Annotated in this window: 7 protein-coding genes; all 7 read right to left on the reverse strand. The window is 73.7% G+C overall.

What is annotated here, in order from left to right; genetic code table 11:
- The 7 genes from ACN469_RS31165 to ACN469_RS31195 all read right to left on the reverse strand — a co-directional run bounded on the left by ACN469_RS31165 (position 1) and on the right by ACN469_RS31195 (position 15,619).
- Positions 1–705, reverse strand: a complete 705-nt coding sequence (locus ACN469_RS31165; RefSeq protein ID WP_498773784.1) for a response regulator transcription factor — start codon at positions 703–705, stop codon at positions 1–3.
- Positions 702–2,525, reverse strand: coding sequence for a sensor histidine kinase (locus ACN469_RS31170; RefSeq protein ID WP_498773786.1), 1,824 nt, complete (start codon positions 2,523–2,525; stop codon positions 702–704). Before ACN469_RS31170 ends, ACN469_RS31165 begins: the two co-directional genes overlap by 4 nt.
- 8 nt (positions 2,526–2,533) lie before the next feature.
- Positions 2,534–3,946 (reverse strand): YfbK domain-containing protein, encoded by a 1,413-nt coding sequence (locus ACN469_RS31175; RefSeq protein ID WP_498773787.1) that lies wholly within the window; start codon positions 3,944–3,946, stop codon positions 2,534–2,536.
- A 117-nt stretch (positions 3,947–4,063) separates the two neighbouring features.
- Positions 4,064–4,756, reverse strand: a complete 693-nt coding sequence (ddpX, locus tag ACN469_RS31180) for a D-alanyl-D-alanine dipeptidase (RefSeq protein WP_498774131.1) — start codon at positions 4,754–4,756, stop codon at positions 4,064–4,066.
- A 2-nt stretch (positions 4,757–4,758) separates the two neighbouring features.
- Complete coding sequence (gene queC, locus ACN469_RS31185; RefSeq protein WP_498773789.1) at positions 4,759–5,451, reverse strand: 7-cyano-7-deazaguanine synthase QueC; 693 nt, start codon at positions 5,449–5,451, stop codon at positions 4,759–4,761.
- Positions 5,451–6,050: a hypothetical protein gene (locus tag ACN469_RS31190; protein WP_498773791.1), complete on the reverse strand. Its 600-nt coding sequence runs from the start codon at positions 6,048–6,050 to the stop codon at positions 5,451–5,453. Before ACN469_RS31190 ends, queC begins: the two co-directional genes overlap by 1 nt.
- A 20-nt stretch (positions 6,051–6,070) precedes the next feature.
- On the reverse strand, positions 6,071–15,619 hold the full coding sequence (locus ACN469_RS31195; protein ID WP_498773793.1) for a flagellar hook-length control protein FliK: 9,549 nt from the start codon (positions 15,617–15,619) through the stop codon (positions 6,071–6,073).
- Positions 15,620–15,713 lie beyond the last annotated feature (94 nt).

Here is a 15,713-nt window from a genome sequence, read left to right on the forward strand (position 1 = left end):
TCAGGGCGCCTCGATTTCCATGCGGTAGCCCACGCCGCGCACCGTCTGGATGGCGAAGCGCGAGGCACTGTTCCACCCGAGCTTCTTCTTCAGGCTGGAGACGAAGTTGTCCACGGTGTGCGGGTCCACGACGACGTCACGGCCCCACACCGCGTCCAGGATGTCGTCGCGGCGCAGCACGCGCTCACGCTCGCGCACCAGGAAGGCCAGCAGGTCGAACTCCGTGCGCGTCAGCTCCACGCTGGCGCCCTCGGGCGTCTCCACCTTGCGGCGGTCCAGGTCCATCCGGTAGCCGCCGAAGCGCACCTGCTTCGCCGGAGTACCGCCACCCGCGCGGCGCACCAGCGCGCCCACCCGGGCCAGCAGCTCGCGCAGGCGGTAGGGCTTGCCCAGGTAGTCCTGCGCGCCGGCCTCGAAGCCTCGCACGACGTCGTCCTCCAGCGTGCGCGCGGTGAGCATCAGCACGGGTGAGGTGACGCCTTCCTCGCGCAGCGTCCGGCACAGCGTGTAGCCATCTCCGTCCGGCAACATGACGTCCAGGAGGAGGAGCTGGAAGGTCCGGCGCGCCAGGTGCTCGCGAGCCTCGCGCACGGTGGCGGCCTCTTCCACGGCGTAGCCGCCCTGGTGCTCCAGGCTGTCGCGCAGCGCGAGCCGCAGGTTCGGGTCATCCTCCACGAGCAGGATGGTGGGCTGGGTGGGGTTCATGGCGTCGCGTTCGGGGGAAAGGAGAGTTCGAAGGTGGTGCCCTCGGGACTGGAGGCCACCACGCGAAGGGTACCGGAGTGAAGGCGCATGATGCGGCGGCACAGCGCCAGGCCCAGGCCGCTGCCGGCCACTTCCCGGCCCTGTCCGGGCAGGCGCACGAACTCGCCGAAGACGCGCTCCCAGTCCGCCGGGGGAATCCCCACGCCGTTGTCGGAGAAGCGCACGCGTCCGCCGGGCAGCGCCTCCACGCGCAGGCGCACGGGGCTGCGCGTGTTGTAGGCACACGCGTTGCGCGCGAGGTTGGAGAGCAGCAGGCGCAGGAGCTGGGCGTCGGCGCGCAGGGTCAGCTCCCCCACCTCCGCCTCCAGCTCCACGGGGACCTTCGACCAGGACTCCAAATCCCGGCGCAGGAGCGACACCACCTCGTCCAGACGCACCGGCTCCAGCCTCGGCACCCAGCGGCCCTTGTCGATGCGGTTGAAGGACAGGAGGTTCTCCACCAGGAAGCCCAGCCCATCCGCCTCGCGGACGATGCGCGCCGGATAGTCGCGGGCGTCGGTGCCCTCGGCGAGCCGCCACTCGAGCGTCTCCGCGAGCAGGCGGATGGAGGCCAGCGGTGTGCGCAGCTCGTGCGACACGGTGGCCACGAAGTCGCTCTTCAGCTCCAGGAAGCGGTACTTGCGGTGCTGCGCGAGGAAGGCCAGCGCGGCGATGCCCAGGGCCAGCCCCGCGCACAGCACCACCATACCTGTCTTCAATCGATAGCGGCGCTCCAGCGCGGTCTCCGCCCGGGCCCACTCGGGCGTGGCCACCGCCAGCGGCAGCGCGTCCAGCGACAGCACCGGCGCGTCTCCGAGCAGTCGCACGCTGCCCTCCGCGTCCAGCAACCCCCGCTCGCGCATCTCGCGTGTGAGTGACGACAGCAACTCCGTGGCATCCACCGCCACGCCGCGCACCTGGTTGCCACCGCGCGGCTCCAGGTACCACCCGGCGCGCACCAGGGCCGGACCCAGGAGGGAAGCCGGCAGGGGCAGCGGGCTCGCCGTCAGCTCGCGAGCGCGCGACGCGAAGTCGTCCACGGGCGCTCCCACCTTCGTGGACAGCGCGGCCACCCGCTCCATCAGGAACTGGAAGTCCGCCGGGGTGAAGCGCGAGCGGCGCGACAGCAGCAACCGCTGGAGGCCATCCAGCCGTCCGCCCTTGCCGTCCGCCAGTCCATCCCGCACCAACGCCTGCATGAGCTGCGGCACCGGGTCACCGCGCTCCGCCAGCGACTCCAGCACCACCAGCAGGCCCGGAACGTCCCGCGTGGAGGCGAGCACGTATTGCGAGCGATGTTGCAGCAGCGCCATCAGCGCCACCGTGGAGGCCCGGCGGTCTCCGCGCGCGAGCGCCAGCTCCACCGCCCGCGTCCGCGCGAGCCGCTCCGCCCACGGGTCCTCCGGGTCCTCGGCCACCTCCGTGCCCGCGCGCAGCCGCGCGTAGCGCTCACGGGCGGGCGACACGTCTCCGGTGTCGTGGAGCGCCAGCCGGGGCAGCACCTGGGTGCCGCGCTCGCGCAGATACAGGCCCGTGGCGGAAGCCAGCGGGTCCGCCACCGCGGCCTCCAGGGCGGGCTTCGCCGCCTCCAACTTGTCGTGCAGCGACTGCGTCAGCGACGCGCGGGCGTACTGCTCCAGCGCCTCGCGTCGCGAGTCGAGTGAGAGCCGGGCGTCCTCCCGCTCGTTGGCGAAGATGCGATGGAGGTAGCCCAGCCCCCAGCCGAGCCCGGCGAGGCCGAGCACGAGCGCGACAAGCATGGGCAGCAGCCTGCGGAGCATGCTCGCGGCTACTTTCCGGGGCCCGGGAGGTTGTCGGGGTCCATGTTGGACAGCGAGCCCGCGGGGCCGAAGCGGTCCTTGCGCTGGTCCAGCGCGCCCGCCTTCTTGATGAGCGCGCCCAGCTCCACCACGTCCGGACGACCCGCCAGCGGCTCGCCGACTTCCTGCCAGAGCGCATGGAGCCGCGCCCAGTCGAGCGTGCGCGTCCAGGGCGAGCCCCGCAGCTTCTCCGCGAAGGCGGCGGCCACGTACGTCAGCCGAGTGGCGGGAGCGACGCGAGCGGCGGACGAGCGCAGGACGCTGGAGGGCAGCAGCTTCTGCACCCGGCGCCACATGGTGTTCTCGCCCTCTTCGTAGAGGACGCGCAGCGTGCCGAAGGCGATGGCGGGGCCAATCAGCTTCACCTCGTAGACGGCGGTGACGGAGGCGCCCGCGGCCAGCGGCACGGGCACGGGCTCCGCGTCATCGTCGAACGGCTCGGGCGTGGCGGACTGGTTCTCGTACCCCACCAGCCGATAGCGGGCCACGGCCTTCCGGTCGAACTCCAGCTGCACGCCCACGTCGGTGAAGGCCTCCAGGGCCCGCACGCTCACGCGCACGACGTGGTAGCCCTTGCGGCTGGGCGACGGGAAGCCCTCCACGTGGATGGCGAACGGGCCCACCACATCGCCGTCCTCGCCCGGCCCGAAGCTGTTGACGAAGTCCTCCACCCGCACGGCCTCCTCCGCCGGCAGGGAGTCCCGCTCCAGATAGCCTCGCGTCAGCGCGTACGAAGCCGTGCTCACCTGGAGCGTGTACGTGGAGATGCGCTCCTCCTCCGTGTCGATGGTCGGATTGACGCCATGGCCTCGCGTGTCCGAGTCACGCAGGGGCCTGCTGCCCGGCGTGAAGAGGCTCTGCACCATGGCCCCGTCGGGCCCGAGCACCGGCACCTGCGGCAGCGCCCAGGGCGGCGCCCGGTCGCGGATGTCTCCCGCGCGCGGGACGACCATCCACGCGACACCATCCGACTCCAGCCGCAGCGGCGGAGCGAACGGCGCCAGCGGCGAGAAGGGATGGGACGCGGCGCCGCTCGTCACGGCGGGAGGCAGCGGCGACAGCTCCACCTGCACCGTGAGCGCCTGGCCTGCCTCCACCTTCACGTCCGCGCGGGTGACGGCCTGGAAGGACTCCTTCTCGAAGCGCAGCGTGTAGAGGCCCGCCGGTAGCGAGGGGAGCTGGTAGTGGCCTCGTGCGTCTGTCAGCACGGTGCGCGGCGACGGCAGGGCCGTGGACGTGGCGGAGACCTTCACCCCCGCGAGGGGTTGCTGGCCGCGCGCATGGAGGACCGCGCCCGACACCGAGCCCACCTGGGCCCACGCCGACGTGGCGAGGCACAGGAGGACACCGCACAGGGAGCGCAAGAGAGCGGTCTTCATCATGGGACCAACGCGGACACCGGGCGGAGCCTTCCCTTCGGATTCAGCCCAGCGTGCCGCAGGTGACGCCCGGCTTCATCACGGTTCCATCATGGAGCCGGGGCGACGTGGACACTCGCCCTACTTCACCGGAGAGAAGGGCACGTCCAGCACCGGCCGGGACTTCGCGTCGGGCAGGTCGTAGTGCCACCACTCCATGCGGTTGGGAGTGAAGCCCGCGCCCTCCATCGCCTCGCGCAACACCTCGCGATGCTGACGTGACACCTCGGTGCCACCGGCGTAGCCGTGGTGCGCCGCGGGCGTGAAGGTGTCGAAGGCGGTGGGCATCTCCACTTCCTTGCCCTCCAGCGTCACCATCGTCAGGTCCACCGCGCCACCCCGGTTGTGGTTGGAGCCCTTCTTCGGGTCCGCCACGTAGCCGGGAACCGGCATGATCTTCCACATCTCGTACTGCACCGCCCGGGGCCGGTAGCAGTCGTAGACCTTGAGCCGGTAGCCCTTGGGCCGCAGCACGTCCGCCGCCGCCTTCAGCTTGCGCGCGGACTCCGGCAGCAGCAGGCAGCGCGCCGTGTCCGGGTACACCTGCTTCTTCAGGAAGTTGTCCGCCGTCGCGTACTTCAGGTCGAGCGCCAGGTCCTCCACCACCGTCGTCGCATCCACGAGCGGCGCGATGTCACCCGGCTTCGCGCTCTTGCCCGGCGTGGACTTCGACTTCGCCGTCGCGGGGGGCTTCGGGTCCCCAGCGTCCTGGGCCAGCGCCTCGCCGCCCACGCACAGCCCCAACACCACCGCCCAGCCCAGCCGCGTCGTCATGCTCATGCCCCCACCGTGTAGCGCGTCGGGTCCGGGACTCCGGCTTCCTCGAAGCCCTTCTTGCGCAGCACGCAACTGTCACAGCGTCCGCAGGCGAGCCCCTGAGCGTCCGGGTCGTAGCAGGAGTGCGTCATCCCGTAGTCCACGCCCAGGCGCGTGCCCTCGCGGATGATGTCCGCCTTGGTCAGCCCGGACAGCGGCGCGTGCACGGTGAAGCTCGCGCCCTCGACGCCCGCCTTGGTGGCCAGGTTCGCCATCGTCTCGAACGAGCGGATGAACTCCGGCCGGCAGTCGGGATAGCCGCTGTAGTCCACCGCGTTGACACCGATGTAGATGTCCGTCGAGCCCACCACCTCCGCGAGCCCCAGCGCCAGCGAGAGGAACAGCGCGTTGCGCGCCGGCACGTACGTCACCGGGATTCCATGGCTCATCTCATCGGCCGGCCGGTCCTTGGGCACGTCGATGTCCGCGGTGAGCGCCGAGCCGCCAATCTGGCGCAGGTCGATGTTCACCACCCGGAAGTCCTTCACGCCCATGGCGCGCGCGACGTCACGGGCCCGCTCCAGCTCCACCACGTGCCGCTGGCCATACGCCACGGCCAGACACACCGGCTCGAAGCCCTTCGCCTTCGCCATGGCCACGCACGTCGTCGAGTCCAGGCCGCCCGAAATCAACACCACCGCACGCTTCGCCATCAGTCCCTCCGGACTCCCTGAATCTTGTACGCCGTCTTGCACGTCGTGGGAGTACACGTACAGGAGCCCGGCAGGAAGACATCCGTCAGCGAACCACACGCCAGGGACACGTCGTAGCCGTTCTCCGTGGGGGCCGGCGGGCTGGCGTCGGGGATGCCTCCGTCGAACGCGGCGCAGTTGCGGTTGAGGATGCCCGCCTGGCTGTCGCTGAAGATGGTGACCTTGAGCGACTCCTCAATCTGCGAGTCCTTGCAGCCGGCGCCGCACGAGGCGCGCGGCGCCGTCGCCTTGAGCGCGGAGTCGACAAGCTGCCCCTCGTACTTCGCCTCGCGGTCGAAGCCCTGCACGGTGAACCAGCCGGTGCCACCGTCGTCGTTCTTGGAGAACGTGCCCTCGAAGCGGAACACGCCGCCGTCGTCGAGCTGCGCGAACTCCGGCATCGACGCGTCGCAGGTGGTGTTGGCGGGGTCCAACCGTGCCTCGAACTGGAAGGTGCCCAGCAGCTGATTGCCCGGGTACACGGGGTCCGAGTAACAGGCCATTGCCACCACGACCGCGGCGGCGGGGAGGACGGAGAGAGCGAGGTGCTTCAGGCGCATACGGCGCGGAGGCTACACGGCTACCCGACGTCGAGCACGGAAAGGGCCACGGACCGGAAGGCGCCCCCACGTGCGAGCACCGCGCCCACATCCACCCGCGCCGGGTCACTCCCTCGCACCTCCGCATCCAGCCGCGCCAGGACGCGCCCCGCGGCGAGCGAGGCGGGGACCGCTCGGAAGGCCGCCACCGCCGCCTCCTCGAAGCCGGGCACCTCGCCGGGACGCGACAGCTTCACGCCCTCCGCGCCCAGCACGATGGCCAGCGCGCACAGGTAGCCCAGCTCCACCGTGCCGAAGCACGAGAGCGCGCCCGCGCCCAGCACCAGCTCCTCCGAGCTGACCAGGTACGCCTCCACGCCACCGGAGGGGTCCACGCTCACCCGCAGACTGTTGGCGCCCAGCGACGACAGCATGGGACGCAGCGCGGCGAAGAGTCGGGGGAAGCGCTCGGCCGTCACCTGCAGCGTATTGGGAGGCAGCGGATGCTCGAAGCCCGTGGGCACCGACAGCGCGGACACGGCAGCCGGGGGCACCGTCGCCGTGCTGGAGGACAAGGCCGCGCCCACACCATCCGCGCGCTCGGCGGCGTCCCGACGCTCCAGCAGTCGCAGGGCCTCCGCGAAGAGCGTCCAGCCATCCACGTCCAGCGGCGCCGCGCGCAGCAGCTCCGGCCAGACGCGCGCCGCGAACGGCGCGCCTTCAATCACCGGTGAGAGGCGCTCGCACGCGAGGCGGAGGACCTCGGCGGACAGGACACCCGCGTCGAAGAGGCGCTCGGCGAGCCTCGCCGCGGGCGCCACCAGCTGCGCGTCCAGGTAGCCCCGGAGGATGGACTCCAGCACCCCGGGCTCGTCGGTGAGCCGCTCGCGCAGCCGCAGGGCCTCGCCCACGAGGCCGCGCTGCTCCGCCAGCCTCGCGCGACGGGCCAGTCGCTCCTCGGTCTCCGGCAGCGCCTCGAGCTGCGCGACGGCGTCCGGCACCTGGCCCAGGGCCTCATAGGCATCCGCCAGTCGCTCGCGATGGGGCGTCGCGGCGTCGGGCCCTTCCTCCAGCGTCAGCCGCTCCGCGAGCGACACGAAGACCGCGGGCTCCTTCGACTCGTCCACCAGCGCCAGCAGGTTGCGCAGCGCGGACAGGCTGGTGCCATCCGTGTCCAGCGCGCGCTCGAAGGCGGCGCGGGCATCGTCGGGCTGGTCCAGCGGGCTCAGCAGCAGCTCGCCGTGCTCCAGGTGCAGCGCGGCCCGGACGCGGGAGTCCTCCTCCACTTCGATGAGTCGCGCCAGCGTGCGCGCGGCGGCGTCGAAGCGGCCCAGCCTCAACTCCAGGGCGTGGCGCTCGCGCAGCAACGGCTTGCGACGCGACGTCCACCCTTCGGCGGCCATCAACAGCGCTTCCGTCCGCGCGGCATCCGACAGCACGCGCACCCGGCCGAGCACCGCCTCCGAGAGCGCCTCCGGGTGCTTCTCCAACCCCGGCAACAGCAGCGTGAGCCGGGTGCCGAAGTTCGCGTCGGACGACAGCTCCTCCAGGGCCCGCAGGCGCTGGAGCACCGGGGCATCCGCCGCGCGCAGCACCTCGTCGCGCAGGGACACCGCGAAGGGCTCGTCGCGCGAGACAGAGAGGGCCGCGAGCTCCAGCAACCCCTCCGCGTCGCGCTCGGCGCGCAGGCCGTCCGCGAGCGCGGCGGCGTGGGCCGAGTCCGCGTCGGACTGCGCCACCAGGGCCCACAGCGCTTCACGCGTGCGCGCGGTGTCCCCGGCCTGGGCGGCCATGGCCAGCGCGTCCGTCAGCTCTCCTGCCGCCATGGCGGGCGCGAAGCCCACCTGGAGCGCGCGCGTGTAGGCGCCCAGCCGGCCGAAGCGCTCCGCCAGCTCCGAGGGCGCGAGGATGTCTGGCGCCTCGGTGGCGATGCGCTCGATGACCTCCAGCGCCTCCCCGTGCTCGCCCGCCTTCTCCCAGAGGTCCGCGGCCTCCAGCAGCAGCGGCGGACGCTCCTCCGGAGACGCGAGCCGAGCCGCCTGGAGCAGCGCCTTCGCGGCGCGAGGGGCCTCGCCCAGGGCGCGATGCAGGTGGGCGACGCGCATCGCGGCGTCCACGTCCGGCTCGGTCGCCACGGCGGCCTTCGCCGCCTTCAAGGCCTCCGGCAGCCGGCCCGCGCTCTCGAAGGCCCGAGCAGCGGACAACAGGAGCACCAGCCGCTCGCGACCGGAGACCAGCTCCGCGCGCGCCACCTGCACCTCGGCTCGACGCGCGGGCACATCGCCCAGCAGCTTCTCCAGCTCCTCCAGCGCGATGCCGTAGCCAGCGCCCGAGGTACCGCGCTCGACAACGGCCTCGAGCGCCTCGCGAGCCCTCGGCGCCTGGTCCGCGTCGCGGAACAGAGAGGCCAGCTCCAGCCGCAGGACGGACGCCTCGTCCGCGTCCTCCAGGCCTGGCACCAGTCGCTCCAGAGCCTCCAGGAGCCGCGTCGTCTCGCGCCGCTCACGCAGGCCCGTCACCAGGGCACGAAGCGCGGTGACGTCCTCGGGAGCCGCCTCGGCCGCGCGCTGGGTCAGCTCCCAGGCCGCGTCCACATCCGCGAGCGACTCGGCGGCGACAGTGGCGGCGGCCAGCAGCAGCTCGGCGGCGCGCACACCACCGGCGGCCTCGGCACCGGACTCGTACACCGCCAGCAGGTCGCCGTGACGGCCCAGCGCGCGCAGGCCCGCCACCGCCCGGTCGATGACGGAGGCATCCGCCGGACGCAGGCGAGCGAGCGGCAGCAGCGCGTCGATGGCGTCCCTCGGGTCGTCGAAGAGGTCCGCCGCGCGGCGGTACAGCACCTCCGCCGTCGCCGTGTCCTCCGCGTACCGCGCGAGCTGCAACGAGGCGCGGTACAGGCCCGGCGCGTTGCCCGTGCGCGAGTGCACTTCCGCCAGCAGCGACAGCGCTTCACGGCCGCGCTCGCCCTCCGGCTCCAGCAACACCACCGACTCGAAGGCATCCGCCGCGTCGTGGTACGCGTTCGCGCCCAGCGAGGCATGGCCCAGCCGCAGCCACGTCCGCGCGCGCACCGTCACGGGCAGCGCCTCGCCACCGGCCGACAGCAGGCGACGGTCATACGGTCGCGCGGCGGCGGGGCCTCCACTCTGGGCCGCGAGCTCGGCGCGCGCGGACAGCGCCTCCACGTCGTCGCCGGAGCTGGACAGGTACACGTCAAACGCCTCGGCGGCCAGCAGCGCCTCGCCCGCGTCCAGCAGCCGGGTGGCGCGCTCGCGCAGCAGCGGCAGCGCTTCCTCGGGAGGCAGGGCCGCGGCGCGCAGGGCCAGCAGCTCCGACAACCGGCGCACGTCTCCGGCCGCGCGCTCGCGCACGCGCTCGAAGGCCTCCGCGCTCGCGGGGCTCAGCTCGAAGGCGCGGTCCTCGCACAGCAGCGCGCGCTCGCGAGCACCCGCCGCGCGGAAGGCACGAGCAGCGGCGAGGTAGCTGTCCGCGGCGTCGGCATCCGACTGGCGCTGGGCCCGACGCAGCATCAACTCCGCGAGCGACTGCGGGTCCTCCGTCTCCTCCAGGAAGGCGCGGTGCCGCGAGAAGACAGGCTCGCGGAACGGGTCAGCCTCCAGCAGCACGGCATCGAACTCGGCCGCATCCGCGTGGCGATTCACCTCGTGCAGCAGCTCCGCGGCCTGCGCGGTGAGGTCCAGGTCATCCGGTCGAGCCGACCGCGCGGCGATGAAGGCCGCGGCAGCCGCGTCCGGGCGCCCTGCCCTGTCGCGATACAGCACGGCCGCGCGCTGGAGCAACGCCGCGCGGCGCTCCGAGTCCGCCTCACCCTCGGCGCACTCCTCGTACCAGGCGGCCAGCTCCGCGAGCCGTCCGTCGCGCTCCAGCAGTCGGGCCAGCAGCGTCTCGGCCTCGTCCAGCGAGCGGTCCTGCCGCAGCGCTCCGCGCAGGAAGCGCTCCGCTTCCTCCGTGTCCGAGAGCACGCCCAGGTGCAGCTTCGCCAGCCGCAGCCGCAGCGCCGCCGCTTCCTTGGCGTCGTCCAGCAGGGGCAGCGCGCGCTCCAGCCAGAGGGCCTCGGCGTCGGCGTCGTCCCTGCGCTCCGCCAGCGCGGCGCCCAGTCGCGCGGTGCCCAGGTCCTCCGCCAGCGAGAAGGCGCGGTCCAGTGCGCTCTCCGCCGCGGACAGGTCCAGCTTCACGTCGCGCAGCAGCTCCGCGCGCCGACGCTCGCACGCGGCGGCCTCGGGTGCGCGACCCCGCGCCTCCAGCAAGTCCCGCGCGTCCGCCAGCGCCCGGAGCGCCTCGTCGGCGCGGCCCGTGGCCTCCGCGAGGTGCGCCTCTTCGTCATACGCCGCGAGCGTCGCGGCCACGTCGCCCACCTGGAGGCTGAGCGCGGCCACGTGGCGCAGCTCCGCGAGCAGCTCCAGCGAACGGCCCGTGTCGCGGTACAGCGACGCGAGCTGGAGGCGGAGCGGCAGCGGCGTCCGCGCCATCTCCGCCGCGCGCGCCAGCAGCGACGCCGCCACACCCGCGTCGGCGAGCGCGGCGCGCGCCTTCTCCGCGAGCACCACGAGCCGCCGCACCGTGTCCTCGGACGGCGCCAGGGCCCGCGCGTGGGTGACGAGCACCTCGAACGCGCCGCGCGGGTCGTCCTTCTCCAGCAGCGAGGAGAGGTGCTGTACCGCGGGCTCGCACAACGGCCGCTCGAGGAGCAGCTTCCGGTACGCGGCCACCGCGCGCTTCGTGTCGCCCGCGCTCTCCGACAGCTCCGCCAGTCGAAGCCAGGTGGACTCGGCCGCATCGGGGCTCGCGGCGAAGTCCGCCGTCGAGGCCAGCGTCTCCTGGAGCGGCAGGGCCTCCAGCACCGCGCCGCGCAGGTAGAGCAGCTCCGCCAGCGACGCCAGCTCCGCGCCGCGCGCCGGCACCAGGGAGTGCGCCTTGCGCGCCAGCTTCAGCGCGCGGTCCAGGTCCTGGGCATCCCGCGCGTACGCGGCACCCTCACGCAGCAGCGAGGCGGCCTCGGACGTCGTGGCGCTCTCGGCGGCGGTCTCCAGCAGCGCCGCGGCCTCGCGCAGCTCACCGCGCCCGGCCACCAACGACACCAGCCGACGCCGCACGTCCGCATCGGCGGGAGCGAACCGCAGCGACTGCCGCAGCGCCGCCTCGGCGGGAGCCGGCTGCTCCAGGCGCTCCAGGTAGAGCGACGCCAGCTCCGAGTACATCGCCGCCGCCTCGGACGGCGGAGCATGCGGCCCCTCGGACGAGAGCAGCTCCGCCAGCGCGGCCCAGTCCTCCAGGGCCCTCAGCGCGCGCTGCAGGGAGCCGGTGGCCCGCGCGTGACGCGGTGCCAGCGCCAGCGCGGCCTTGAGGCTCTCCCGTGCGTCGGCGAGCTGTCCGCGCGCTTCGAGCAACGTGGCGCGAGCGAGCAGGGCCTCGACACGACGGGCCGTGGGGCCCTGGCGCGCGGCCTCGGCGAGCGCGGAGATCTCCTCGTCCGGGCGCTCGTCACGGTGGGCCAGGTCGGCCAGGGCGAAGTAGGCGTCACAGCGCTCGGCCTCCGACGGTGACAGCGCCACGGCGGAGACCAGCGCCTCTCGCGCGAGCCCCCGCTCATCCTTCTCCGCCAGCACCACGGCCAGGGCGAGCAGCCGCTCCCGGGCGCGCGTGCCCAGTTGGGCATCTGCGACCACGGCGCGGCGCCACACTTCCAGCTCTCCGGCCTCATCACCCGACTCGCGCGCCAGCTCCGCCAGCGCGAGCAGCAGCGCCGCGGGACGACGGGACAGCTTCGCGGCCTCGGAGAAGTCCTCGCGCGCGGCGAGGATTCGGCCCGTGGCGCGATGGAGCACGGCGCGACGCGAGAGCAGCTCGGCGCGGTCCTCGCCCGTCGCCGACGACACCAGCGCGCCCAGCAACTCCAGGCGCTCGGCTTCCTCGTCCGAGGAGCCCGTGCCCGGCGGCGGCAGCAAGTCGAGCAGCGCCTGCGCCGCCCAGGTGTCCTGTGGCTCCTCCAGACGCAGGCTGCGCAGCGAGTCCATCGCCGCGCCAGCGCGTCCGAGGACGAGGGACAGCTCCGCCAGCTCGCGACGGGCCGCGCGCCGGGGCTCGCCGGACAAGCGCGGCCACAGCTCCACCAGCAGGTCCGCCAGCGCCTCGCGCGCGCCGGCCTTGCGGTGCAGGTTGACCAGCTCCACGCGGGCGTCGAGGTCCTCGGGCGCCCGGATGCAGTACTCGGCCAGCAGGCGACGCGCGGAGTCCGTCTTGCCCGCGCGCACGGCGGCACTGGCGGCCTTGCGCGTGAGCGCCACCCGCTCCGCCTCGCGCGGCGCGTCGGCGTCCACCGGAGGCAGCGCCAGCACCGCCTCGAAGTCCTCCAGCGCGGCGCGCGCATCCGTGGGCAGCCGCAGCTCACCGCGACGCTGACGCGCGGGCGCGAAGGTCGAATCGCGCTCCAGGGCCTCGGCGAGGAACGCCTCCTCGCGACTGGTGCCCGCCGCCAGCAGCGACGCGCGGTACAGCAGCTTCGCGCCGGAGCGGGCCTCCGGAACCAGCACGGCGCGGCGCGCATACAGCCGCGCGGCCTCCAGCTTCTCGCCGCGCTCCAGCTCCAGCTCGGCCAGCGACTCCAGCACTTCGGCCGCCAGCGGTCCCTGAGGGCTGGCCTCCAGGGCGGCCGTCAGGCGCAGCAGCGCGGCGGCCTTCTCACCCCGCTCCAGCAGGGCGCGAGCGCTCTGGAGGAACAGCGGCGCGGCCTCCTCGGCGCGGTCGGCGCCCATCAGCGCCTGAGCACGACCCGCCCACAGCTCGGCCAGCGCCTGCGTCTCGCCGGCCTCCGTGTAGAGCGACTCCAGCCGCGCGGCCAGCGTGTCATCCAGCCGGCGCAGCGGCAGCGCCTGCGCGTACGCGGCGATGGCGCCTTCGCGGTCGCCCAGCATCTCGCACGCGCGACCGAGCCGGGCGCGCACATCCGCCAGCTTCTCCGGCGCGGCGGTGCGAGGCAGCGTGGACAGCAGCGACTCCAGCGCGCGCCGTGCGTGCTCGGGGCGCTCGCAGCGCAGCGACAGGTCCGCCAGGTCCAGCAGCACGGCGGAGTCCGGGGCCAGCCGCGCCGCCTTCTCCAGCGACACCAGCGCGTCACCCACGCGGCCCAGGCGGGCCTCCAGCACACCGGCCAGCTCTCGCAGCGCCGCCGCCGCGAGGCGCTTGTCGCCCTGCGCCTCGGCCACCCGCGCGCGCTCCTCCAACGCCACGGCCAGCCCGGCCATGTCCGCGCGCTTGCGCTGCAAGGCGCACAGCTCGCCCAGCGCCGGCAGGTCATCCGGCTCCGCGCGCAGCACTTCCTGGAGGGAGTGCACCGCCAGGTCCAGGTCGAAGGCCAGGTCGCGCGCGGCCACCGCGAGGCGGCGGTACTTCTGCGCGCGCTCCTTCGCGTCCGGCGCCAGTCGAGCCAGCGCGGACAGGCACCGCGTCAACAGCGGTCCATCACGCCGCGCCTCGGCCAGGGCGAGCAACGACTCCAGCGCGGGCCGATGGTCCGCGTCCGCCTCCAGCGCGAGCAGCAACAGTCGCTCGGCCTTCTCCGGCTGCTGGAGTCGACCGCGATACAGCTCTCCCGCCTCGGCCCAGGAGGCGGCGCGCCTGGCCGGCTCGTCCATGAGCGCGGCGGACTTCTCCAGCGCGTCGGCCAGCTCCAGCGACTTCCCGGTGATGCGGAAGTACGGAATCAGCTCCTCGAGCGCCACCCCGTCGCGCGGGTCCAACGCCAGCGCGGACTCCAGGTGTTCGCGCGCACGCGCCGGGTCCCCCAGACGGGAGCGGTACAGTCGCGCCAGCGCATGGTGGCTGGCGTGCGCGGCATGGCGGACACCCTCCGAGCGCGGGGCCGGCCCCGCCAGCTCCAGCGCCTGCTGGTAGCCCGCGAGCGCCTCCTGCAACCGGCCCAGTCCCTCCGCGACGCGCGCGGCGGCGAACAGCGGCTCCGCCTCGCCGGGAAGCAGGGACACCGCTTCGCGGTAGCGCAAGAGCGCGTTCTCAGGCTGCTTCAGGCCCTCTTCCCACACGCGACCGGCCATCAGGTCGGCGTGGCCCACGCGGTCCAGCTCGTGCCGGGCCATGGACACTTCGCGCAGCCGGTCCAACGCCTTCAGCGCGCGCAGGTGCTCGCCGCCCCGGTGGCACAGCTCGCCCAGCAACAGCAGCGCATCCGACTGGTCCGGCGACAGCCGCAGCGCCGCCTCGCAGTGCAGGCGCGCTCCGGCGATGTCGTCCTCCGTCTGCGCGCACAGCCGGGCCAGGTGCACATGCGCGTCGGCGGCTTCATGCGGGTCTCTCGCGAGCGCCGCCAATCGGCGGTAGGCCCGCACCGCGCCCGCCCTGTCACGCGCCTGGTCCGACGCGCGAGCCAGCGCCTTGAGCGAGGGCAGGTGGTCCGGCTTCAGGCCCAGCAGCTCATGCAGCGCCTTCACCGCCACCTGGGGCGCGGTGTCGCGAGAGCAACGGGCGGCCGCCTCGGCGGAGAAGAAGGCCGCGGCCTCTTCCGACGTGCGACGCGCCAGCGCGCACAGCGCCAGATAGCGCTCGGCGGCGCGGGCACCCTCGCCCCGTCGCTCGCGCACCACGGCCTCGCCCCACAGCGCGGCGGGGCTGCGGTCCCGACGACGCAGGAGCGTGGCGGCCACGTCCAGCGCCAGCTCGTGCGCCTGCGGGTCGGCCACCAGCAGCGACAAGAGCCGCTCGGCGGCGAAGGGGTGCGCGTCCTGCGCGTCTCCGGCCTTCAGGTATTGCTGCCGCGCCTCGGCCAGCCGGCCCTGGGCGACGAGTTCCTCCGCGTCCGCGAAGGCCCGCGCGCCCTCCAGCGTGAGGAGCAGCTCCTCGTCCGGCGTGGCTGGCGGAGGCAGACCGCCCGCCGCGAAGCGCAGCTTCAAGCCCGTGCTCGACACCTCGGCGGCGGACAGGCGCGCGGTGTCCAGCGACGGCATCTTGTAGCCACGGCTCACCGCCGCGAGCTGACACAGCGCGGGCAGCACGCGGGTGGAGAAGCCGGAGGCCCCGCGCACCTCCACGTCCGGCACCAGCGCCAGCGCGCCCACGGCGGCGGACAAGAGCCCGGGCACCTGCACCGACGGCGTGGACGAGAACCCGTACAGGCGCACGTCGTAGAGATAGACGGCGAGCTTCTCGCCATCCGCGTCGAAGGCCACCTTGAACGTGAAGGGCGTGCGCTCCGGCGCGGGCAGTCGGCCCTGCCCTTCCAGGTACCCGGGACGGAAGTGCAGCCGCAGCTCCTCCAGGCCCGCGAGCCGCCCCGCCAGCTCCGCCACCCGCCGCGTCACCAGATCCGCGTCGACGGACAGCTCCAGGAAGCCGAAGTGCAGCTTCTTGCGCTGATAACGCGTGGCTCCGGCGCTGACGTTGAACGGGAAGCTGACGTCCGGAATCTGGAGCGCGAAGTCGGAGATGCGCAGGCCCGGGATGACTTCGAGCGCCGGGAAGCCCACGAACGCCCTGCGGTCCAGCAGGCGCAGCTCGGGCGCGGCGGCGCGCGCATCGGGCGCCGCGGTGGGCTTTAGGGAGTCGCTCTCGTTGGCCATCGCGGGAGCCAGGAAACTACCACGGCCTCCAAGCACCCGAAATTTATGACAATCCCCCGCCCGGGGGGCAGCCGGAGGGGCTTGGCGGCCCCAG

The sequence above is a fragment of the Corallococcus terminator genome (genome assembly GCF_049194865.1).
GTDB lineage: Bacteria > Myxococcota > Myxococcia > Myxococcales > Myxococcaceae > Myxococcus > Myxococcus terminator_A.